The following is a 21,397-nucleotide window of genomic DNA, read 5'->3' on the forward strand; positions in this document are numbered from 1 at the left end:
CGCGCCAATTCGGAGTCCCTCGATGCCGCCGTTTGCGCGATCGCTACCGCGCACAACCATCCCTGTGCGACGGGCTTCGTCGACGTCGCTTTCAGCGCCTCAAGTGGCTACGACGATCGCTTCGAATGGCGGAATTCGTAGTTGATGTTATCCACGCCATACTAGCCTGTCTGCACCTTCACAGGAACGTCGGCAATGACGTCTACCGCCTCGGCAGGAGACTCTGTCTCGACAGGCTCGATGGTAGCGGTGAGACCCGTCGCCAGCCCGGCATGGCGTTCGAACAAGGCTTTAAGTTCAGGGCGCAGTCCATCGCCGCGTTGGGCCGCAAGGGCATGAAGCGAGAGAAATGGCAGCATGGTTGAACTCCAGTCAATGAAGGACAGGCGAACCCTATGCCTATGACCGAATTGGCAACCGGGCGCCCGCAAGATTGATGTGATTCGAGCGCACCATTCTTCGTCCGTCGACCTCGTCTACTGTGCGATCGAATGAACAAGGTAGGGCAGGGGGGCGACGTGGGCACTCCGATTCTTGCTGTCTAATGTTTTGATAAACCCCGTGTCGGCTTCTCGAGTATTGCCGCAAGAAACGGGGGGCGGCTGACTGATCGAAACCCTATCGTTCGGATTGAGGGCAGCGATTTCGCTTCCCTCTCTCAACCACCGTCAATGAGGAATTCACCATGTCCAGGGAAGATGACAACAAGGCCGTCGTGGGCCGCTGGTTTACCGATTTCTGGGGCAAGACATGCAACCTCGATATCGTCGATGAACTTGCCGCTCCCGACATGCTTCTTCAATATTCACTGCACGAACCGCGCCGTGGCCGCGACGATATCAAGGCATTCATGACCGGTTTCCGCGAGGCGTTTCCGGACCTTAACTTCTGGGGCGCTGCTGATCTCATCGCCGAAGGGGACTATGTAGTTGGCCGCTGGGAGGGTGGTGGCACACATACGGGTCCGGCATTCGACGATTTCCTCATTGGATCATTGCCTGCTGCAACCGGCCGGAAAATGCGTTTCACGGGCACGACCGTGCTGCGGCTCAAAGACGGCAAGATAGTTGAAGAGATCGGACTGGACGACGGCGTGACCGCGCTGCAGCAACTTGGACTCATCAACGCGGCGTGATCTAAGGCGAAGTGCTTCTGCCGGTCATCAGGCAACGCTGTACGCATTTAACCCGACAACCGGCCGGGTGGTGCGAGATGGCAATGGCGCATGCGAACTGCGACTCGACGACGGCGCCGCGTTGAAACCGTCGCCGATCGTCGGAGGCGTGTTAACGATTTCTTCAGGTTAAGTCGATGGTGCAGAAGGCGGCTAGATCGCAGTATTGACGCAGCGATAGCAACGCGACGCCGCATTCTCGCGGGAACCGTCTGGGATCGCCTTACGGCCAGCCATGCGCTGACCGTTTCCGCACGAGTGGATAGGAGGAAATTGACATGAAGACGATCCGAATTGTGGCAATCTGTGCAATCGGCATGTTGCTGGGATATGCGCAGGCGCAAGACAAGCCCGTGCCGTCGGGCACTGCAACGTCCGCCCAGGATGTCGGAGGCGTTACCGATGCGTCAAGAGGTGAAACAGGAATGGCAATGAGTCCAGCACGGCAACAGGCTTACCCGGACCTCAGCAAATTCCACCAGTCCGCAGAGCAAAGCCTTGGCTTGAGCACGACGTTCGCCCACCATTGACTGCCGCGCGACGGTGTTGCGCGACCGCCGTCCCGCACGATGAGTGCACGCGAAAACACTCATGGTGCGTAACGGTGGCTGGCATGCAGGACTCGTTCGTCGGGTCATGCGGCTTCGCTCGCAGGCTCAGTAGCCAATGCGCTTTTCGATGTTTCGGAACCGCCCCGTGGACCGATAGCGATGGAACCATGCATTGGTGCGAAGTTCACACAGGCGCGGCGAATGTTCGGCAAGCGCAACGTCGAGCCAATGAAACATCTCGTCCTGCTGGTCGAGCCGTGCGTAAATTTCCGCGAACAGAAACGGCGATGTATAGCGCCTTTGCTGCCTCGCCATCAAGTCCCGCAAATACCATTCCAGGATCTTTTTGTAGCCCCCGGCGTCCCAGATCGTGCGAATGGTCTCTGCGCGGGCGAATTCGTTGCACCGCGTTAGCGCATCGATCGTCGCTTCGACAGCCTCCTCATATTGGCCCTCCTGTTCATAGGCGGTAGCCAGCAGCTGATAGGTCAGCGGGGAGCGGTTGCCATGTCCACTACTCACGCACTCCCGAATCACCTCGCCGTATTTGCCCGCCTGTACGAGCCCAAATATGCGTGACCCTTCGCAGCCGAGCGGGTCGACCCTTTCGGCAAGTTCAAACTGGGCTCTGCCTTCTGCTTCTCGCCCGAGCACCAACAGGAGTCTTGCATACAGGCGGCTCGTTTCGGCGTGGCTCGGGTTGAGCCGTAACGCCTCGAGAAACTCCTCCTCTGCCCGGTGCCAGTCCCAGTCATAGAAGTAGTGCACGCCGGCTAGCGCCTGGTGAGCCTCAGGAAGATCCGCATCTAGTTCCAGTGCTCGCAGCACCGCCTGCCGCGCTCTCGGATGGCCCTCCGACGGTGGACAGACCCCGTGTGTCGATGCGGCACCGAGGACGTTCGACATCCGCACATACCCGAGCGCGTAAGTCGGGTCCCGTTCAAGCGCGCGCTCGAAGTAGCCCCGCGCGCGAACGAAGTCCTCGTCGCCCAGCGCGTGATGCGCGGCAAATCCTGCGTCGAAGTGCACCCGACGGGTCCAGTAGTAACGGCCACGCAGATATGCATCATGCGCCGCCGGATCGACCGGCAAACGTCTCACCAGCATGTGCCGCTGCTGCTCCGCGAGCGCTGGCGATACCTCCTGGGCGAGCGCCATTCCAACCTCTTTCTGGATTTCCAGCGCTCCGCTCACCGTCGGCTCATGCGCGCGACTCCAGATCTGCACCTGATCGACGCAACGTATCAGTTGCGCCAGAATGCGAATCTTCGCGCCGTCGCGCTTTAGCGAACCCTCCAGCACATAGTCGAGCGACAGCTCTCGCGCGATCTCCGCGATACTCTTGCTGGCCCGCCGGTAGCGGGCGGCGGTCGTCCGCGAAATGACAAGGATGCGCTCTGGATCCAGCATGCCGATGTTGGCGGAGGTTTCGTCGGCCAGCGCGTCGCAGAAACTGTCCTGGCCGGAATCGCCGGTCTGGTTTTCGAATGGAAGGACCAGTATCCGCGCGGCTTCCTGCGGGGCGGGTACCGATTCTTCCGACACGGGCCGCACGTTATTCAGGCGATAGCCTTTGCCCTTCACCGTGACGACGTGCTGCGGGTTGACTGGATCATCATGAAGCGCGACGCGAATTTTCCGGATCGCCGTATTGATGCTGTTGTCCGTTTCTCGATACGCATTTGTGCCCCACAACGCTCGCACGATATCCGCACGCGTGACGAGTTGCCCGTTACGTGATGCCATCAGGATCAGCAACTCCATCGGCAGACGCTCGAGCCTGATCTTCTCGCCTGCACGGCGCAATTCGTAGCGCTGAATGTTGAGTTCGACATCCGCAATCCTGATGGATTCTGGCGTGTTCATCGGCACTCCTGCCGTCGCGAATTCCTGTTCGCATCGACGACGTCAGCGCGCTGTTGCTCGCGCTTCATCCCGAATGAAGCCGCGAATGCAAGCGCTGAGCACATCACGATGACGAGAGCGGGCGCGGCCGTCCAGTGCAGACTGGAAACGAGGATATTCGCCGCGAGCGGTGTTAGTCCCAGCGAGGTGGCCAGACCGAGATTCATGGCCGTGGCAACGCCGCTGAATCGGACTTCGACTGGAAACAATTCGGCAATCGCGCACGCGAAGGTTCCATTGGCGAGCGAGGCGACGACGCCGGCCATCAGAAACAGCACAGACAGGCTGGTGTAGTGACGGGCGGCCGCAATGAAGAACAAGGGCGCGAACAGCGCGGACAGGACGGCTCCCGACCTGAAAATATAACGGCGCGGTAACAGGTCGCCAACGTACGACGTCACGAGAATACAGACTGCCACGACGATCAGGTACCGCGTCTGGGCACTCGCGATCTGCTGCGCGTCGTATTGAAGGCCTTGCAGATAACCTGGCGTGAATCCGATAAAGATGCCACCCGACGCACCCACCAGCAGACACGCGGCAGCGCCTGTCGTCAGGCGGGAGAAATGGTTGCGAAACAGGACGACGAGAGGCTCGCGATGGCGGGCACCAATGGCACGCGCGTATTCGTCGGTCTCAGCAAGGGTCCGGCGCAGGGCAAAGCTCAACAGCCCGACCATCCCACCAAGCAGGAAGCCAATCCGCCATCCGAACGCGTTGACTTGCTCGGGTGTGAACGCCCATTGCACTGCAAGATTAATGCTCGTCGCCAGAAGCAACGCAAGGTTAACCGCGACGAACACGATGCCGCACAGGACACCAGGCCTTCCGCGCACGGTTTCAACGGCATAGACGACTGCTCCTGGCAGCTCACCGCCGAGGCAGAGACCCTGGATGAGCCGCAGCACGAGAAGAAGCGCCGGGGCGGACGCGCCCCACACGGCGTATGAAGGGAGTATTCCAATGAGGAGTGTCGAAACGGAGGCGATCATCGCTGACGACACGAAGACTAGGCGCCGGCCATGCGTGTCGCCTAACCGGCCAAGAAAGATGCCTCCCACCGGCCTTGAAAGGTAGCCGATGGCCAGCACCGCATACGACAAGGTCTCCGCCGCCATGCCAGTTCGTGATGGAAAGAACTCATTGCCGATGGCTCGTGCGAAAAATCCGAAAATGACGAAATCGAATACCTCCAGCGCTCCACCGGTACTGGCGACCAGAATGGTCCACCGTTGGCGCGCTGTCATGAACTCCTTTCGGATTGGGAGCGAATCGTCGAGCATGGAATCCCTGATATTTTCGTCGAAACCAATTGCGCTGTCGGGTGCCGCTGTCGGGTACGTTAACCCTTTTGGGTGCCCGACGGGATGTCGAGTTCCACCTTAATCGCAAACAGTTTCATTCTCGAATGCTCGCACTGGTCGACGCGCGCTACGACTATTGTTTTGATAAACCCCGTGTCAGCTTCTCGAGTATTCGTGATCGAAGGCGACTAGCGTGCAGAGAACAGCTCCACCACGCTCAGAGGAGCATCGTCGCCGAAGAAGCGCTGATGATTCTGGGCTGTCTGGTCAGCGAAGGAGGCGCTGCGAGGATAGAGCGCCCTTTCATATGCTGCCAATGCGGCCTCTATGTCGCCGGGATGGTCGCGCAGCGCGTGGCCCAGTTCGGCACCGTCATAAATGGCGAGGTTGGCCCCTTCGCCAGCAAACGGCGACATCAGATGGGCGGCATCGCCCACAAGCGTAACGCCAGGAACGCGATCCCACCGGTGGTCGACCGGCAGGGCATGAATGTGCCTCACGACGGGCACAGTATCGCTGTCGGTAATTAACGCCCGTAACTGTGGGGCCCAGCCTTCGAATTCGTTTGCAAGGTGACGGAGTGCGGCGGCCGGCTGGCTAAAGTCGATCGTGCCGAGCCACGCTTCCGACTTGTTCAACGCGACGTAGGTATGGAGGGTGCCGTTTGCGTAACGGTGCGCCAGGATGCCTTTGCCCGGTTCGACCGCCATCAGCGTGCCGCTGCCGATTGCCTTCGCGCTGCCTTTGTGTCGGGTGTCGCCGTCAAAGAGACGGGTCTCGACGAAGGTCGTGCCGACGTACGCCGGCATTGCGGCAGACAGAAGCGGACGAACTCTCGACCAGGCCCCGTCGGCCCCGACCAGCAGATCTGTGCTGGTCGTCGAGCCGTCAGCAAAGACCAGATGGTGCTGCCCGGCGGCGCGGCGGTTTGCCTGTACGAGCTTGCGGCCCCATCGGATGGCGTCGGCCGGCAGTGACTCGATCAGGAGACGACGCAGCGCGCCTCGGTCGACTTCAGGCCTGGCCGTGCTGCCCGAGCCGGGCTTTTCGAGCAGGACGTTACCGTGCCTGTCGACCACGCGCTTGGCATCCTCGCCCGGAAGCGTGAGGCCACGAAACGCGTCGTGGAGGCCTGCGGCTTTCAGCCCGAGCTGGCCGTTGTATTCGTGGATGTCGAGCAAGCCGCCCTGCGCTCGCGCATCGGGCGAGGCTTCGGCTTCATAAATCGTCGCGGGGATGCCGTTGACGTGCAGGACACGTGCGAGCGTCAGTCCGCCAAGGCCGGCACCGACGATGGCGATGCGGGGATTTCTCAATGGAGAGGAGTGGTCCAGGTCGCTGTTCATGGCGCGTTCCGATGACTACGAACATGCGCGTGGATGCGCGAACGTTCGCAGAAGGTCCGACATATGTCGGGGGAAACGCTGGCCGACCTCGCTAGAGATGCTTGGTGGCGTGTACGCGGCTGTCTGATTGCGTAGCCCGGAAGGCGATGTAGACAGCCGCTTTTTCGCGGTCTTCGAGAGCCAAGTATCGCACAGGCCGGTGCGAGGCAGCATAGCCGTCGCGCTCGGCCTGGAGGAAGTCCAACACGGGAATCGAGCGCAGGTGAAGATCGGCTTCATCACGCTATGGAATAGTGTCTATGCCGCCGCACCCGTAGATGGATTAATTTGGCGGGCCCACTGTTTCACGAAGCCAGTCTGTAATATTCAGCGCCTCACTCTTACCGGGAGTCTATCTCAATCGTTAAGGTATCCTTTTTATCCCAATCTTCTCATCCAGACAGCCTATTTGCATCAGAAGCGGAGCTAGGATCATGACTTCGTCAGACATCAAAGCCGGCTTACCACCCACGAACGGATGGCGTTTCAAACTTGGGATAGGCATCTTCGTGGCTGCTTTCGCGTTGTTGCCGGTCGTGCCGATCGCCGCTTCTCTGGGCACGCCCGTAAAAACCATGGCTGCACTGACGGGCGTCATTCTCGTCGCGAACAAGGTTCTGCTTATTACCTGTGCAGCGGTGATGGGCAAGCCCGGCTTTCAACGGCTCAAGGCGACCGTGACGGGCCATGCAACACGTCTGGCGCCTACCAGGACTGCGGGGGCTGTCCGCCACGTGATCGGGTTAGTGAGGTCAGTCGGAAGTCGTGGACGCCAGCGCGCTAAGCAGCGAGATGATTCTGATAGTAGCGCTGCGTGAGCGCCACGGGGGATGGATACTCGAGGCGGGCCTGCGTGCTACGCAAGGAAAACGATTGAAACGATCCAGGCATCGATGTCGACCGGCCGTTCATAGTCGAACCGTGCCCGATGGTGCCCAAGACCTGAGCTCGCGGGCCGCGCCGCGGCCCGTCCGCTGCAACCGATTGTTAGGCCGCCCTTACTGACGCACATAGCGCAAGTGCGTGGCAGCTGGACCATCAAGAACCTTGTCAATGCGAAACTGCGGCCCGGGCTCGCCCAGGTTCTCGAAGAGACGCCGCCCACCGCCGAACAACACGGGTGACAAGGCGATTTCCAGCTCTTCAACGACACCCATGGTCAGGTACTGCTGGATCACATCGGCTCCGCCCGCGATACGAATATCACGGCTGCCTGCGGATTCCCGAGCCAGCTCAAGGGCACGCTCCGGCCCTTCATTGATGAAGTAGAAGGTCGTCCCACCCGGGCGTACCCACGGTTCGCGTTTCTCATGGGTAAGAACGTATACCGGTGTGTGAAACGGAGCCTCCTCTGGCCAGGCGCGCTCGCCTTGGTCGAACATTCGCTTGCCCATAATGTTGGCACCGATGCGCTCCGTGGTGCTGCGAAGCAGATCATTGACCGGGCCGGTCTCTCCCCCTGGTCCGAGCTTGAGGTTCTCGCGGAAGTACTGTTGATTGAGGATCCAGGCCATCAGCGCGCCCCACTTGGCGCCCCAGTTCTTGTACTCAGGCGTATCCCAGTTCTCCATGGTCATTCCTTCCGGTGCCATGTAGCCATCGAGGCTAAGTCCAATGTTGACGAATACTTTACTCATGATTCTCCTCTCACATGTTCGGATGTCGGCCTAACTCCAATAAATGAAATGCATAAAGCAGCATATCGGAGAATGGTCTGCAGATCGTCCCTATGTCCGCTTTGGAGCGATTGACTGAATGTCGCCTGGTGGCCGCGCAATGTCCACCAACGGCTGGTTGGCATGAGTGATTGGCGCCGACGCGCCGGTGCACATCCCGTCCTGGGAGCGAATTGTCTTTGCTGTGCCGGTTCGCGGCATAGTGCGGCATAATGTGGCTCTCTCAGGTTCTGGCACGGCCCTCGGAATAGCCAGAATCTTTTAGCCGACCGTACCCCGGTCGGCTTTTTTTCGACTATTCCCCGCCGGGTCGGCTTCCGCTTATCCGCCGTTTGACGCCGCTGTACAGTGTCGATTGAATGGAAGGAGACGCGACATGGAGTACCAACCGAAAAAGGGGCCGATGCTTTGCGCGTTGGTTTTATGGCTCGCTGGCTGCGCGGCAGGCGGCAGCCCGCAAAACGCGGCGCACTTGAGCAAATTGCAATGCCGCGACCTGGCCGCGCTCAGGAACAACGCGCCTCCAACTCCGGAGCGAAACCGCAGCGAGTTGGCGGCTCTAAGGGAAGCTGGCTACGACCCATCCAGGTGGTTTGACCCGTATTACCCGGAGGATTTACAGGCGGCACAGCGCCGGGTCGACGGCTGGTTCCAGGCGGAATGCCAGCAGGCGCCGCCGGCTTGACGTTAAACCCATTTGGGCTCAATTCACCTGCCACTCTTTGGCCGACCTGGCGAAGCGAAAAGTTTGATGTCGACCCGCAAGGGACGTTCAAACTTGCCGGGAACGGCTATTCAAAACGGCATGCAGGAAGGGACCAACGATCATCAGCGTCCGGACGAGATCCTGGGCCACATGAGGCGTAGTCACCGTCGAACACATTGAAGCCGACAACCCACGTCATTTCATCTCCATGGAGTTTCGTTGAATCTCAGTGCTACAGCGCTGTTCGTAGATGAATGTCAGATCCGATGTGTTTCGATCGAGGGCCTTGAAAGTACCCCAATCCTCGCTTGGTTCACGGAGGCGGTTACACAATAGGTCAATCGCAGAGCCGGAGCGGGTACGCCGTTCATAGGCTGCTTGGACGAAATCAGAAAGTCCCGCATTGTCTCTGGCTGTTCCAGGTTGAGCGGGGCGTGCCATGGTAGCCGGCCCGATGTCCCATCAAACTGGACATACAAAGCGGGCCGAACCTTGAAGTGCATGTGGAACAGCCTATGCACATGGTCCGCGAAACGCTCGAAATAGTCCTCTATACGCGCCTGCAACGATGCGCGGGGATTGAGGGAAAGACCACTCGTGTCACAGGCTTCTAGACGAAATGTGACGAATCTTGCTTGCCCTTCCCGCGAAACCACTCCAACGCCGTACTGTCCTATCACTTGGATCGTGGTCGCCTGAAGGGGGGTATAAAACTTCTGACTGACATAGGAGACGTCCTCCCTATCGTCATCATCATCACGGGAGTTGCCCGCGCACAACCCATCCCGGGAGTTGCCCGCGCACAACCCATCCCAGTAGTTCACCCCGATCAATCGCACATCAACTGTCAATACTCCAAGCGGACGCTTCCATCTAACCCAGCAACGCATCGTGCCCCCGCGTCGTGCAAATTTCTGGCGGCGGGTCAAACTCGCATTTCGTCCGTTCCAATCACTGCGGTTCGTACCACGAATAGGTGCCCAGCGTGCTAACCGGTGTGCCAATCTGCAAGGTGATGTCGCGCAGCGACGTCAACTCGATGTCGCGCAAATCACCCATGTAGCGGCGCGAGTCGCCATTATCGTTGATGTATGCGACCACGGTCCCAGTTACGCCGGCCACATTCGTGCTGGTAAGCTGCTGGCCCCAAATATCGAAGAACTGACCAAGCGTGAAGGTTTTGAAAGTTGGCGTTTCAATATGGATGATGCCGGTCTGATCGTGTGTGTGCATTTCATAGTCGCACTGCGGCAGAATGCCAATATTTGCGGGCATCGCGAGCCACTGGCCATCTTTGAAAATGGCGAGGTGTGCATGGACGTGATACAGCACGCTCATATTGGGCGCGCAGATCAGCCCGTCAACTGCCGGACCGGCGCCACCCGTCGGCGTGTTGCCGTTCGGCCAAAAAGTGTTGCCCACCACACCGCCATACACGAGCGGGATCACGTTTGGATCGAATGGTGGTGGATCTGTCCATATGTACGTGGGAATCTGGGTCAACGGCGTGCCGATTTCGATCGTCACCTCGCCATGCGGCGGCAAAACAAGAGTTGCAGGATCGCCAGAGTATTGCGTGACAGTGCCGCCGTCGTTCACATAGATTGTGAGGGACCCGCCGGCAACTCCGGCGACGTTGGTCGTGTCAAGTGTTTCGCCCCAGATCGAGAAGAACTCACCGAGGGTGTATGACGCGTGAGTGCTCGCGTCCATGTGAATTTTGCCGGTTGAATCCACCGTGTGCAGCGGATACGCGCAGCCCGTCGGGGCAGCCATGGTCGGCTCGACCACACCAACGTTGCCCGGCAGCGCAAGCAGGCGGCCGTTCTGATAAATGGACAGATGCGTGTACGTATAGGCACTGCTACGCAGGGCGCAGTTGAGCCCGCTCACAGTTTGACCCAGGCCACCCGACGACGTGGAGCCTGCAGGCCAGAAAGCATCACCGAGCGTCGTACCGTCGATCACCGGTGTTGCGGAGGCCAGTGTCGGCGTCGTAGCACTGGGAGTCGATGCGCCTGACGGGGGAGTCGCAGCACTGGGAGTTGATGCACCGGACGCCGGAGTTGATGCGCCTGATGCCGGGGTCGCCGCTCCCGTTGCCCCTTCCGAGCCGATAGATCCGGCGGCACCCGGCGCGCCGACGGTGCCCGCGCCGCCTCCGCCTCCGCCGCAACCGGTCAATATCAGGAAGACCCCAATAGCGACCAACCGTGACCTCAATCCCATCAACATGTCTCTCTCCGCTCTGGCAGTCAAAAGAGGAATTGGGTGCACCAGATCACGTTCGGACCAAGCGCCTCGTCAGAGACGCATCAATAGACCGAGACAACACACAGTCGCCAGTTCCGCGATTGCACGACGTGTGCAAATCGCCCGGATTCGGATGCCAATACATGGCGAACAAATCGCTTCAAAATGTCCAATACGCGCAAATTTATCGTAACAGATGTCATCAGAAAGCGAACCAAATGAACCACAACACTTTGCGCCTTTTTATGTCGCAAATATGCGAGTCTGACGCAATGCCGCTTTCGATGTAATTAAAAACGATTTGTATAACTGAATATAAGTTTTGGGGCCACAGTGGTGGCCGGTATTTCTACATGCTAGTGCCAGATGGGTGCGCAATTTACATCCGGAATCCTAATTTCCAGCTAGCGCACGCGAAGGCGCCAAGGCACAGCGCGCTCATTTCAAATGGCTGTTGCGCCAGTCACGAGGTGTCACACCAAAGCGTGAATTAAACCAGTTTGTGAAGGAACCCTGCTGCGAATAGCCAAGCAGTGCAGACACCCTCCCGATGGGATAGCGTGGGTTGCTCATGTACCGCACGGCAAGTTCACCCCTGACTTCCTCGACCAGGCGCGAGAAGCTGGTATGCGCAAGTTCAAGTTGGCGCTGCATGGTGCGAACGCTCAGACGTAAATGGCGGGCAACCCGTTCGACGGTGGCCTGCTCGACAGGCAGCAACAAGTAGATCGCCTTGCGCACTTCCAGCGCGGTCGAATCGACACCGGTCACATTGAGTGAATCCGCGAGGCTCTCGGCATAGCGCACCAGTTCCGGGTCAGCGGAGGGATTCGGGTAGTCCAGATCAGCGGCCGCACACACGAAGCCGTTGAAATCGCTGCCGAACTCCAACGGACAGCCGAAGAACCGTCGATGAAACGTCAGGTCTTTCGATCCCTGATGAACAAAATGGACCGAGCGTGGTTTCCAATGATCGCCAAGCAGAGCGCTGGAGTGGCGCCAGAGGACACCGACCGCGAGTTCGATCGCCTGATTCGTTGGGGTCCCCGGTTCGACGACCAGTTCTTCGCGGATGGTAACCGTTTCGCCCATGTCCTCGACATACACAGCGAGAGCTTCGTTCAACAGATGCCGGTATTCAGCCGCGGCCAGCAATACCTCGCGCAGCGTGCGCTTGTGCGCGAGCAGGACATTGACCACACCGGTACCGAACTTCTGCCGGGTCTCGGCCATCTGCAGCGCGAACGTCGGGCATGACGCCTTTTCGGCCGTCAGTTCCAGCAGCCGGCACGCGGCGGCTGCCGGAATGCGATCGTCCGGATTCGCGAGCGCCGCGGTATCGACCCCGACCTGCTGCGCAAGCTCGACCGGGTTCAGTCCGACCCGCCGCGTCACATCAAAATAGCCGCTCATGGCTATCGAGCGCAACATCGTCTCCATCGCTTTGTCTCCGCGTACGCCTCGCAGGCGGCCTTCCTGCGGCTGGTATTGAAAGGTCTGCCGCACGCACCGGTGTTAACGCGTAGTGGCATGAAAAGCTAAAAGAATGGCGCCGTATCATAAAAGTGTAACGCAGGATTGCCGTATCGTGGGATCTCAACGGTTCATCATGTTCCGACCAGTTTTCATGCGGCCAGCCGTGTCGCGAGCGTCGGAACACCGTACTCATATTGGAGAACACGATGCAATTCCTCGACGATTCGCTGCACCCTGAGAACCAGGACAAGGTTGTTATCACGACCGCTCCGTACGGCCCGGAATGGATGCCCGAAGACTTTCCGGAAGACATTCCGGTAACGATGGAGGAGCAGATCCAGAAGGCCGTCGACTGCTACGAGGCCGGCGCGACGGTGCTGCACCTGCATGTGCGCGAACTGGATGGCAAGGGCTCCAAGCGCCTGTCGAAGTTCAACGAACTGATCGCCGGCGTGCGTGCAGCCGTGCCGGACATGATCATTCAGGTGGGTGGCTCGATCTCGTTTGCACCGGAAGACGACGGCCAGGCCGCGAAGTGGTTGTCCGACGACACGCGTCACATGCTGGCCGATCTCGACCCGAAGCCCGATCAGGTGACGGTCGCGATCAACACCACGCAGATGAACATCATGGAGCTGCTCTATCCGGAGTACCTGGAAGGCACGTCGCTGTCCAATCCTGCGCTAATGGCCGCCTACAGCGAAATGACGGTGCCCGCGGGTCCGGCCTGGGTTGAGGAGCATTTGCGCCGCCTGCAGGCCTCGGGCATCCAGCCGCACTTCCAGCTTACCGGTATCCATGCGCTCGAAACGCTCGACCGCCTGGTGCGCAAGGGCGTCTACAAGGGGCCGCTGAACCTGACGTGGATCGGCATCGGCGGCGGCTTCGACGGTCCGAACCCGCACAACTTCTTCAACTTCGTCCACCGCGCGCCGGACGGTGGCACGATCACGGCCGAGTCGCTGCTGAAGAACGTCCTACCGTTCAACATGATGGCGATGGCCATGGGCCTGCATCCACGCTGCGGCATCGAGGACACGATCATTGACCAGCACGGCAATCGCATGAGCTCGGTGCAGCAGATCGAGCAGTGTGTGCGCGTGGCGCGCGAACTGGGCCGTGAAATCGCGAGCGGCAAGGAAGCGCGCGCGATCTACAGGATTGGCGTGCAGTACAGGACGGTCGACGAGACACTCACGGCCAATGGCATGGCGCCGAATCGCAAGGCCGGTGTGAAGAACCTGCCGCTGCGCGCGGCGTAAGGGATTGAAGCGCGGCTGACGTTTCGCGGACGCCGGGCTTCAGAGGTAGGGCTCGCCGGCCAGGCCGGGGAGAGTTTCGCAGTATCCATAAAGGCTGCCTTTGTCCTGCGGGGCAAAGGCGGTCGCCAATGAGCTGGACACGAAGGAGACAACTCATGCTCACGCATGCCGAGCCCATGACGGGCGATATTTCGACGACGCAAAAAGGCGTGCACGCGTATGCGTGGGTGGTATTTGTCCTGACGGTGGGGTTGCTGCTATCCGACTACATGTCGCGGCAGGTGTTGAATGCGGTGTTTCCGATGCTCAAGGCGGCATGGAACCTTTCCGACACCCGGCTTGGTTCGCTGAGCAGCGTGGTCGCGCTGATGGTCGGCGTGCTCACCCTTCCGCTGTCGATACTCGCCGACCGCTGGGGCCGCGTGAAGAGCATTGTGCTGATGGCGGCGATCTGGAGTCTCGCGACACTCGGCTGCGCGGTCGCGACGAACTATGGTGAGATGCTACTCGCGCGCGCCTTCGTCGGCATCGGTGAAGCCGCCTATGGCAGCGTCGGCATCGCAGTCGTCCTCAGCATCTTTCCGGCGCGGCTGCGCGCCACGCTCACCGCCGCGTTCATGGCTGGCGGGGCGTTTGGTTCAGTGTTGGGCATGGCGCTAGGCGGTGCCGTCGCGGCTCGCTTCGGCTGGCGCGCGGCGTTCGGCGCAATGGCGGCGCTTGGAATCGTGCTGGTCGTTTTCTACCGGTTTGCCATCACCGAAAAGCGACTCGCGCCGCTGCAACCGGCTAACGTGGGCCGTCAGACGCACGGCGCCGGTGTGTGCAAGAGCTTGCGCACGTTGATCGAAGGACTCTTTTCAACAAAGTCGGTCGTGTGCGCTTACGTCGGCAGCGGCATCCATCTGCTGGTTCCGGCCGCTGTATGGGCGTGGATGCCCAGCTTCCTGAACCGCTACTACGGCATGCCTGCCGGCAAGGCGGCCATGGGCGCGGCCGTGTTCGTGCTGGTCACCGCTGTCGGCATGGTGGTGTGCGGAAATCTGGCCGACCGGCTTAGCAAGCATGCGCGGGAAAAGAAGTGGAGCACCGCCGTCGCCTTCTGCCTGATCTGCTTCGTGCTGCTCACAATCGGCTTCCGCATGCCGGCGGGTCCGGCACAGCTCGTCGTGATCGGCGCCGGCATGTTCTTCTGCGCCGGCGCGACCGGCCCCTCGGGTGCGATGGTGGCGAACCTTACCCCACCATCGATCCATGCATCGGCGTTTGCCACCCTGACATTGGCGAACAACCTGCTGGGGTTGGCACCCGCTGCCGTCCTGACGGGCATCGTGGCCGACCGGATCGGACTGCTCGGCGCGCTGCAACTCGTGCCGTTCGCCCCCATGGTCGCGGCAATCGCCTTCTTCATCGGCAAGCGGAACTATGGCGTCGACCTCGATCGCTTGAGTGCGCTGCGTGAGCAGGCCGGGAGCTGACCCGACGGTCAACCGCGCGCTTTAGACCTGGCAAGTGCGTCTGAGAGCAAATTGGGCAGCCCATCACAGGCGAAACAAATTCGCAGTTTGAGTAATGAAAAGGAGATTTGACATGGCGAAAGCAGTGCGCTTCCATGAAACCGGCGGTCCCGAAGTATTGCGCTATGAAAACGTTGAAGTGGGCGACCCCGGCCCCGGAGAGGTTCGCTTGCGCCATGAGGCAGTGGGCCTGAATTTCGCCGACACCTACTTCCGCACCGGCCTGTACCCCGTGCCGCTGCCTGCGGGCATGGGCGTCGAGGCTGCAGGTGTAGTCGAGGCCATCGGCCCCGACGTGACCAACGTTGCGGTCGGCAATCGCGTGACCTATACCGGCTTTCTCAACACACTCGGCGCTTACAGTACAGAACGCCTGATCCCGGCCGCGCCGCTCATCAAGCTGCCTGATGCGATCTCCTGCGAAACAGCTGCCGGCATGACGATGCGAGGGCTGACCTCCTCGTACCTGATGCGCCGCATTCATGACTTCAAGGCGGGCGACACCATCCTGATGCATGCCGCCGCCGGTGGAGTGGGTCTGATCGTGTCGCAATGGGCCAAACTGTTGGGTCTCACCGTGATCGGCACGGTATCGAACGAGGCCAAGGGCGAGGTGGCCCGCGCGCATGGCTGCGATCACATCATCTACTACAGCCGGGAGGATGTTGCGAAGCGTGTGCGCGAACTGACCCATGGCATGGGCGTGGACGTCGTGTTCGACAGCGTCGGCAAGGATACCTTCGAGGCGTCGCTCGATTCGCTCAGGCGCCGTGGCCTGATGGTATGCGTCGGCACGGCGTCCGGGCCAATCCCGCCGTTCAATCCGCAGATGCTGGCGATGAAGGGCTCGCTCTACCTGACGCGGCCCGCGCTGGCGGACTACATCGCCGACCCCGTCGAGAAGAACGAACTGGCTGGCGAACTCTTCGGGCATGTCGCTGCAGGCCGCATCAAGATCGAACTCAACCAGCGCTACGCACTGGAGGACGCGACGCAGGCCCACCGCGACCTCGAATCGCGCAAGACGACCGGCTCGTCGGTCTTCGTTATCTGAGGAGCAGATTATGCGAGTCGAACAATTGACGTGTGCCATCGGTGCGGAACTGGTCGGCGTAAATCTCGCCGATGCCATTCACGATGACAGCCTGTTTGCCGGCATCCGGGCGGCGCTGCTTGAACACAGGGTGCTGTTCCTGCGCGATCAGGACATTTCGCGCGGCGAGCATGTCGCATTCGCTGGCCGTTTCGGCGCACTGGAAGACCATCCCGTCGCCGGCAGCGACCCGGAACATCCGGGCCTCGTGCGCATCTACAAGAACCCGGACCAGCCCAACGACCGGTATGAAAACGCGTGGCACGCGGATGCCACCTGGCGCGAGGCACCGCAGTTCGGTGCTGTCCTGCGCTGCGTGGAGTGCCCGCCAGTCGGCGGCGACACGATGTGGGCAAACATGGTCCTCGCCTACGAGAACCTGCCTGATCACATCAAGACCCAGATCGCTGACCTGCGCGCCCGCCACAGCATCGAGGCGAGCTTCGGAGCCGCGATGCCGATCGAAAAACGTCTCGCTCTTAAAACGCAATTCCCGGACGCTGAGCATCCGGTCGTGCGCACGCACCCGGAGACCGGAGAGAAGGTGTTGTTTGTGAGCGCCTTCACCACCCATTTCACCAATTACCACACACCGGCGCGCGTGCGCTTCGGGCAGGACGCCAGTCCGGGCGCGGGCGACCTGCTGCGCTATCTCATCAGCCAGGCCTGCATCCCCGAGTACCAGGTCCGCTGGCGCTGGAAACCCAACAGCATCGCCATCTGGGACAACCGCAGCACGCAGCACTATGCAGTGATGGACTACCCGCCGTGTCACCGCAAGATGGAGCGCGCCGGAATTATCGGCGACAAGCCGTACTGATCGGACCGCAACCATCTGCATGGGATCGGAGTAGCGCGCTATGGGACTGGAGTAAGCGCTGAAGCGCTAACTCCAGCCGACACGCAAACTCCGATCGACAGGAGACCGCTTCATGACTCTCGATACGACGCCGACCATTCTGATGGTGCCCGGCTTGCGCGACCACGTCGCGGAGCACTGGCAAACTCTGCTGGAGCGGAAGTTGCCCAAGGTGGCCTCGGTGCCACCGCTCGAGCACGACAAACTCAGTTGCGCTGCGCGCGTTGCGGCGCTCGATGCCGCCCTCGCGAAAATCGATGGCCCGGTGATCCTGGTCGCGCACAGTGCGGGCGTGATGATTACGGTGCACTGGGCCGAGCAGCACAGCCGCAAGATTCACGGTGCGCTGCTCGCCACTCCTGCCGACCTCGAGACGCCGCTGCCGGCGGGCTATCCGGCTATTGACGCGCTGGCCCGGAACGGATGGCATCCGGTTCCACGAAAGCCGCTGCCGTTCCCGAGCATCGTCGGCGCGAGCCGCAACGATCCGCTCGCGCAGTTCGAGCGTGCGGCGGCGATGGCGAAGCACTGGGGCAGTCGTCTTATCGACCTCGGCGAAGTCGGACACCTGAATCCTGCTGCAGGGTTTGGTGAATGGCCGATGGCGGAGACACTGATCCATGAGCTTGTCTGATCAGAACTGGGCCGCACAGGCAGGTCGGGAAGCGGGCGAGCGGCCCTGCCTGGTGATCGAGGCCTTCTTCGATTTGAACTGTCTATCGGCAAGCGCAATCTGGACACGACCGTGTCCCGCCTTAAAGGAGCTGAGAATGTCACGTCAGATACCGGTTGGCGCGGTCGATGAACTCGCGCCCGGTCAGCGAAAACTGGCCTTCGTCGATGGCCGCAGCATTGTCCTGTTCAACATCGACGGCACGATCCACGCAATCGACGACTCGTGTCCCCACAACGGGGCCTCGGTCGCAAGCGGTCAGCTCGAGGGGTGCATGCTGCGTTGTCCGGCGCACGGTCTACGCTTCGACCTGCGCACTGGCCGCATGCCAGGCGCAGGCGGGTTAAGCCTGACCACTTTCCCGGTTCGGGCGATCGACGGCAAGCTGGTCGTGAATCTTGAAGATCCGGCCACACGTTGCGCGCACGCACCGGCGTGCAGTGCGACACCTTGATCCAGCCCGCGCGGGAACATACAGATATTCAGGGGAATTACCTGTCGGCCTAAGACATCGGCGCGGCAGGAACACAGTTTCATTCGAGTAACAAACCATAAACTGCCGGGTCCACCCGGCGGGCCTCAAATCTGGAGGAGACACAATGAAATTGAAATCATGCAGCCTGGCAGTGCTGATAATCTGTTCCAGCGCAGCCCATGCCCAGTCTTCGGTCACGCTCTATGGCGTACTCGACAGTGGGCTCCTGTATCAAAGCACCTCGGCGGCAACTTTCCTGCCGAACGCGCAAAACCAGGGGCATTTCTACCAACTTAAGGACGGCGGCATCTATTCCAGCTACTGGGGTCTGAAGGGAAGCGAGGACATCGGCGGTGGCTACAAGATCACCTTCAAGCTGCAAGGCACGTTTAACACCACGAACGGCAAGGTCGGGCTGTCCGATACGCCGGGCACGACCGCAATCTTCAACCAGTTCGCGACAATCGGGGCAACCGGGCCGTTTGGCACGTTCGACGCCGGCCGGCAGATCATCCCGATGATCTACGCGATGGCGGAAACAGACGTACGCGGGGCACAGTATTTCGGCAGCATCCTGACTGCGTGGCTCGGCATCAATCAGGCGGCCGGCTGGCCCGGTACCAGCACGAACGCTCCAATCGGCGCCCTCTATGACAGCAACGCGCTGGTCTACAATTCGCCGAAATTCTATGGTGCATCGCTTGCGCTTGAGTACGCGCCGGGCGGCGTCGCGGGACAGTTTCAGGGCGGCACGCGTGAGTCGGCTGTGCTCAAGTATTCGAACTACGGACTGAACCTGTCCGCTGTGTACTACAACGGACATGACACCAATCCGTTCCCGCTGACCTATCCGGCGGCGCCGGCTGTGCCGGCGACAGGCCAGAGCAACAATCGCTTCTACTATTTCGGTGCGATGTATACGATCAGCGGGTTTTCCATGTCCGCCTCGTACGGCATCGGCAAAAACCCGGCGAAGAGCAACACTGCTGACTTCGAAATGGTGTCGGGTGGCCTCGGCTACCAGTTCAATCCGCAATTCAAGATCACGTCCGGCTACTACTACCTGAAGGACCGGAATCATTCAGCGAATCACTCGAGCGAAATCGCAGTGGGTGCCGAATACAGCCTGTCCCAAAGGACCAAGGTGTACGCGCAAGTCGGCTACGTCGACAACAAGGGGACGATGAACCAGACGATCATCTATGGGGCACCGGTTGCGCCGGGCACCTCCACCACTGCGGCCATGATCGGTCTGCGCCATAACTTCTGATTCCGTCACCCTCATCAAGCGGAGCAATCCATGAAAACAATCAAGATACTCGGGCTGGCTGTCGCCACATTGTTCGTTGCAATGTCCATGACCACGTGGTGCCAGGCCGCTGAAACAGCCAGTACCCCGTCCAGTGCGCAAGGTGCGTCCGCGATAGCGGGATCGGACGCAGCGGCACCCACGGGCAGGAAAGCGGATCGCGCCCTGCGCCGGAAGGTTTATGCTGCCATCGGGAAATACAAGGAAATCAGCGCCGGAGACATCAGTGTCATCGCGAAAGACGGTGCGGTAACACTGAATGGCACAGTCACGGAAGCGGCCCAGATCGGCAAGGCCGAGGCGATCGCTCGGGGCGTTCCCGGCGTGACGTCAGTGATCAACAAGCTGACGGTGAAGAAGCCATTTGGCGGCATGTAATCAGCCGTAGTCAGGCACGGAGTGGGCGAGGCCGAAGACAACTGGCCACGCCGACTTCGGTCCATTAGTGGCGAAGCACGATTTGGCGGCCTCACTCAGCTACTGTCTGGCGTCGATATCCGGGCGGCATGCCATCTTCACCACATTCTCTAGCAAGGATCGTGCGTAGGGTGCCGACGCGTGCGTCGGCCATGGGATATGAGCGAATTGCGCTCAGGTGAACGGGCTGATTCACAAACGATGACTCGCTGGAGAGCACGCCCCTCTAATCGAGCGGTAAATTGGCCTGTGCCGGCAGTCTAGTCTGAACGCAAACACACGAAGGGGGGGCGGGTTGGTGGGATGGTTCGCCCTCGGTCCGAGGGGCCCCATTCGTCGCGACATCACTATGAAGGACGTCCCGCATGAAGGCCGGGCTACTTCGGTTAGACCGAGTCTCCCGAGACTCGCGGAGGGCGTAACGCACTATAATTTTGATGAATTTGTTGCGCCAGAGGTTTGCTCCCGTTTCAAATCCCGCCATCCCGATTGCCGGTGCAGACTTCCCGGGTCCCGAGGAGCCGAAATGACTTCCGAGCTGCGTTCGACTTCAGCGAAAAGCGAAGGCAAAGCGTCTGTTGTCTATGTCATCGACGATGACGAATCGATGCGGCTTGCCTTGAACGAGTTGCTGTTCTCGGTCGGCCTGCGGGTCGAGACTTTCGCGTCGTCGCAAGAGTTTCTCGCTTTTCCAAAGCACGACGGGCCCAGCTGCCTGATCCTCGACGTCAGGCTGCGTGGCGAGAGCGGCCTGGCGTTCCAGCAGGAACTCGCGAGGAGCAGCCTGCACATGCCGATCCTGTTCATGACCGGCCATGGCGATATCGAAATGACGGTCAAGGCCATGAAAGCCGGCGCCATGGATTTTTTCCCGAAGCCGTTTCGCGATCAGGACATGCTCGATGCCGTCGATCAGGCGCTCAAGCGCGACAGCGAACGGCTTGATGCCGAGCAGTCGACTGCGGCACTGCGCGCCGCCTACAAGTCGCTCACGCCGAGGGAAAAAGAGGTGATGGCCTTTGTCGTCAAGGGCCTGATGAACAAGCAGATCGCCTCAGAAATGCATTTGAGCGAAATCACCGTGAAGATCCACCGTGGACAGGCGATGAAGAAAATGTCGACGCGCTCCGTCGCGGACCTCGTTCGAAAAGCGGAAGCCCTCGGCATCGAGCCGCACTGCACGAAATAGTCCCCACTAGTTTGCAATATGAGTACGCGGGCCGGCCGCAATGGCAACGCTGGCATGCAATACATGGATTTCCATGAGGTGCGGCTCAGGCGTGGCGGGACTAGACTATGGACTGATAGTCCCCACGGTTCCCCTTGCCCGGCAGGCTTAGCCGACGGTGACAACAATGCTTCTCC

The 21,397-nt window shown here is 60.3% G+C and carries 20 protein-coding genes; 13 read left to right on the plus strand and 7 right to left on the minus strand.

All coding sequences use genetic code 11. The features are described from left to right. Positions 1–161: 161 nt before the first annotated feature. Complete coding sequence (locus PQR27_RS34415) at positions 162–359, minus strand: hypothetical protein (protein WP_408527998.1); 198 nt, start codon at positions 357–359, stop codon at positions 162–164. Positions 360–685: 326 nt separating this feature from the next. On the opposite strand from PQR27_RS34415, the gene PQR27_RS34420 reads away from it, so the two are divergent. Beyond that, positions 686–1,135, plus strand: a complete 450-nt coding sequence (locus PQR27_RS34420; RefSeq protein WP_408527999.1) for an ester cyclase — start codon at positions 686–688, stop codon at positions 1,133–1,135. A 317-nt stretch (positions 1,136–1,452) separates the two neighbouring features. Next, a complete protein-coding gene (locus PQR27_RS34425) occupies positions 1,453–1,704 on the plus strand; it encodes a hypothetical protein (RefSeq protein WP_408528000.1) in 252 nt (83 codons plus the stop codon). A gap of 126 nt (positions 1,705–1,830) precedes the next feature. Here the strand turns inward: PQR27_RS34425 and PQR27_RS34430 are convergent, their stop codons facing one another. The 3 genes from PQR27_RS34430 to PQR27_RS34440 form a co-directional block, all read right to left on the minus strand. Then, positions 1,831–3,591: a winged helix-turn-helix domain-containing protein gene (locus PQR27_RS34430; RefSeq protein ID WP_408528001.1), complete on the minus strand. Its 1,761-nt coding sequence runs from the start codon at positions 3,589–3,591 to the stop codon at positions 1,831–1,833. Further along, the gene (locus PQR27_RS34435) at positions 3,588–4,877 is read right to left on the minus strand and encodes an MFS transporter (protein WP_408528002.1); all 1,290 of its coding nucleotides are present in this window, start codon (positions 4,875–4,877) and stop codon (positions 3,588–3,590) included. Before PQR27_RS34435 ends, PQR27_RS34430 begins: the two co-directional genes overlap by 4 nt. A 245-nt stretch (positions 4,878–5,122) precedes the next feature. After that, positions 5,123–6,280 carry an FAD-dependent oxidoreductase gene (locus PQR27_RS34440; RefSeq protein WP_408528003.1) on the minus strand — a complete coding sequence of 386 codons (1,158 nt, stop codon included), beginning with the start codon at positions 6,278–6,280 and terminating at the stop codon, positions 5,123–5,125. 473 nt (positions 6,281–6,753) lie between these two features. On the opposite strand from PQR27_RS34440, the gene PQR27_RS34445 reads away from it, so the two are divergent. Continuing rightward, positions 6,754–7,137: a transporter suffix domain-containing protein gene (locus PQR27_RS34445; protein ID WP_408528004.1), complete on the plus strand. Its 384-nt coding sequence runs from the start codon at positions 6,754–6,756 to the stop codon at positions 7,135–7,137. Between the two features lie 180 nt (positions 7,138–7,317). On the opposite strand, the gene PQR27_RS34450 is transcribed toward PQR27_RS34445, so the two are convergent. Beyond that, entirely contained in the window at positions 7,318–7,956 is a 639-nt protein-coding gene (locus tag PQR27_RS34450; RefSeq protein ID WP_408528005.1) for a dihydrofolate reductase family protein, read from the minus strand. Positions 7,957–8,371: 415 nt separating this feature from the next. Between PQR27_RS34450 and PQR27_RS34455 the strand changes: the two genes are divergently transcribed. Further along, a complete protein-coding gene (locus tag PQR27_RS34455; protein ID WP_408528006.1) occupies positions 8,372–8,680 on the plus strand; it encodes a DUF4148 domain-containing protein in 309 nt (102 codons plus the stop codon). A gap of 972 nt (positions 8,681–9,652) precedes the next feature. On the opposite strand, the gene PQR27_RS34460 is transcribed toward PQR27_RS34455, so the two are convergent. Together PQR27_RS34460 and PQR27_RS34465 are read right to left on the minus strand one after the other, a co-directional pair. Then, on the minus strand, positions 9,653–10,936 hold the full coding sequence (locus PQR27_RS34460; RefSeq protein ID WP_408528007.1) for a hypothetical protein: 1,284 nt from the start codon (positions 10,934–10,936) through the stop codon (positions 9,653–9,655). A 456-nt stretch (positions 10,937–11,392) separates the two neighbouring features. Further along, the gene (locus PQR27_RS34465; RefSeq protein ID WP_408528008.1) at positions 11,393–12,394 is read right to left on the minus strand and encodes an AraC family transcriptional regulator; all 1,002 of its coding nucleotides are present in this window, start codon (positions 12,392–12,394) and stop codon (positions 11,393–11,395) included. Between the two features lie 242 nt (positions 12,395–12,636). On the opposite strand from PQR27_RS34465, the gene PQR27_RS34470 reads away from it, so the two are divergent. The 9 genes from PQR27_RS34470 (at position 12,637) to PQR27_RS34510 (ending at position 21,221) form a co-directional block, all read left to right on the plus strand. Then, on the plus strand, positions 12,637–13,692 hold the full coding sequence (locus PQR27_RS34470; RefSeq protein ID WP_408528009.1) for a beta-keto acid cleavage family enzyme: 1,056 nt from the start codon (positions 12,637–12,639) through the stop codon (positions 13,690–13,692). A 155-nt stretch (positions 13,693–13,847) separates the two neighbouring features. Beyond that, on the plus strand, positions 13,848–15,167 hold the full coding sequence (locus PQR27_RS34475) for an MFS transporter (RefSeq protein ID WP_408528010.1): 1,320 nt from the start codon (positions 13,848–13,850) through the stop codon (positions 15,165–15,167). A gap of 112 nt (positions 15,168–15,279) precedes the next feature. After that, a complete protein-coding gene (locus PQR27_RS34480) occupies positions 15,280–16,260 on the plus strand; it encodes a quinone oxidoreductase family protein (RefSeq protein WP_408528011.1) in 981 nt (326 codons plus the stop codon). 10 nt (positions 16,261–16,270) lie between these two features. Further along, a complete protein-coding gene (locus tag PQR27_RS34485) occupies positions 16,271–17,119 on the plus strand; it encodes a TauD/TfdA dioxygenase family protein (protein WP_408528012.1) in 849 nt (282 codons plus the stop codon). Positions 17,120–17,231: 112 nt separating this feature from the next. Next, positions 17,232–17,792, plus strand: a complete 561-nt coding sequence (locus PQR27_RS34490) for an RBBP9/YdeN family alpha/beta hydrolase (protein WP_408528013.1) — start codon at positions 17,232–17,234, stop codon at positions 17,790–17,792. A gap of 136 nt (positions 17,793–17,928) precedes the next feature. Continuing rightward, positions 17,929–18,285, plus strand: a complete 357-nt coding sequence (locus PQR27_RS34495; RefSeq protein ID WP_408528014.1) for a Rieske (2Fe-2S) protein — start codon at positions 17,929–17,931, stop codon at positions 18,283–18,285. 145 nt (positions 18,286–18,430) lie between these two features. After that, positions 18,431–19,576 carry a porin gene (locus PQR27_RS34500; RefSeq protein ID WP_408528015.1) on the plus strand — a complete coding sequence of 382 codons (1,146 nt, stop codon included), beginning with the start codon at positions 18,431–18,433 and terminating at the stop codon, positions 19,574–19,576. A gap of 30 nt (positions 19,577–19,606) precedes the next feature. After that, complete coding sequence (locus tag PQR27_RS34505) at positions 19,607–19,993, plus strand: BON domain-containing protein (protein ID WP_408528016.1); 387 nt, start codon at positions 19,607–19,609, stop codon at positions 19,991–19,993. A 565-nt stretch (positions 19,994–20,558) separates the two neighbouring features. After that, positions 20,559–21,221: a response regulator transcription factor gene (locus tag PQR27_RS34510; RefSeq protein ID WP_408528396.1), complete on the plus strand. Its 663-nt coding sequence runs from the start codon at positions 20,559–20,561 to the stop codon at positions 21,219–21,221. Positions 21,222–21,397 lie beyond the last annotated feature (176 nt).

It is taken from the genome of Paraburkholderia fungorum (assembly GCF_046027215.1).
Classification (GTDB): Bacteria; Pseudomonadota; Gammaproteobacteria; order Burkholderiales; family Burkholderiaceae; genus Paraburkholderia; species Paraburkholderia fungorum_D.

What these genes read in the sequence shown, in the direction of transcription:
- PQR27_RS34415 (WP_408527998.1), bottom strand. Translation starts at nt 359, where the DNA reads ATGCTGCCATTTCTCTCGCTTCATGCCCTTGCGGCCCAACGCGGCGAT.
- PQR27_RS34420 (WP_408527999.1), top strand. Translation starts at nt 686, where the DNA reads ATGTCCAGGGAAGATGACAACAAGGCCGTCGTGGGCCGCTGGTTTACC.
- PQR27_RS34425 (WP_408528000.1), top strand. Translation starts at nt 1,453, where the DNA reads ATGAAGACGATCCGAATTGTGGCAATCTGTGCAATCGGCATGTTGCTG.
- PQR27_RS34430 (WP_408528001.1), bottom strand. Translation starts at nt 3,591, where the DNA reads ATGAACACGCCAGAATCCATCAGGATTGCGGATGTCGAACTCAACATT.
- PQR27_RS34435 (WP_408528002.1), bottom strand. Translation starts at nt 4,877, where the DNA reads ATGACAGCGCGCCAACGGTGGACCATTCTGGTCGCCAGTACCGGTGGA.
- PQR27_RS34440 (WP_408528003.1), bottom strand. Translation starts at nt 6,280, where the DNA reads ATGAACAGCGACCTGGACCACTCCTCTCCATTGAGAAATCCCCGCATC.
- PQR27_RS34445 (WP_408528004.1), top strand. Translation starts at nt 6,754, where the DNA reads ATGACTTCGTCAGACATCAAAGCCGGCTTACCACCCACGAACGGATGG.
- PQR27_RS34450 (WP_408528005.1), bottom strand. Translation starts at nt 7,956, where the DNA reads ATGAGTAAAGTATTCGTCAACATTGGACTTAGCCTCGATGGCTACATG.
- PQR27_RS34455 (WP_408528006.1), top strand. Translation starts at nt 8,372, where the DNA reads ATGGAGTACCAACCGAAAAAGGGGCCGATGCTTTGCGCGTTGGTTTTA.
- PQR27_RS34460 (WP_408528007.1), bottom strand. Translation starts at nt 10,936, where the DNA reads ATGTTGATGGGATTGAGGTCACGGTTGGTCGCTATTGGGGTCTTCCTG.
- PQR27_RS34465 (WP_408528008.1), bottom strand. Translation starts at nt 12,394, where the DNA reads ATGGAGACGATGTTGCGCTCGATAGCCATGAGCGGCTATTTTGATGTG.
- PQR27_RS34470 (WP_408528009.1), top strand. Translation starts at nt 12,637, where the DNA reads ATGCAATTCCTCGACGATTCGCTGCACCCTGAGAACCAGGACAAGGTT.
- PQR27_RS34475 (WP_408528010.1), top strand. Translation starts at nt 13,848, where the DNA reads ATGCTCACGCATGCCGAGCCCATGACGGGCGATATTTCGACGACGCAA.
- PQR27_RS34480 (WP_408528011.1), top strand. Translation starts at nt 15,280, where the DNA reads ATGGCGAAAGCAGTGCGCTTCCATGAAACCGGCGGTCCCGAAGTATTG.
- PQR27_RS34485 (WP_408528012.1), top strand. Translation starts at nt 16,271, where the DNA reads ATGCGAGTCGAACAATTGACGTGTGCCATCGGTGCGGAACTGGTCGGC.
- PQR27_RS34490 (WP_408528013.1), top strand. Translation starts at nt 17,232, where the DNA reads ATGACTCTCGATACGACGCCGACCATTCTGATGGTGCCCGGCTTGCGC.
- PQR27_RS34495 (WP_408528014.1), top strand. Translation starts at nt 17,929, where the DNA reads ATGTCACGTCAGATACCGGTTGGCGCGGTCGATGAACTCGCGCCCGGT.
- PQR27_RS34500 (WP_408528015.1), top strand. Translation starts at nt 18,431, where the DNA reads ATGAAATTGAAATCATGCAGCCTGGCAGTGCTGATAATCTGTTCCAGC.
- PQR27_RS34505 (WP_408528016.1), top strand. Translation starts at nt 19,607, where the DNA reads ATGAAAACAATCAAGATACTCGGGCTGGCTGTCGCCACATTGTTCGTT.
- PQR27_RS34510 (WP_408528396.1), top strand. Translation starts at nt 20,559, where the DNA reads ATGACTTCCGAGCTGCGTTCGACTTCAGCGAAAAGCGAAGGCAAAGCG.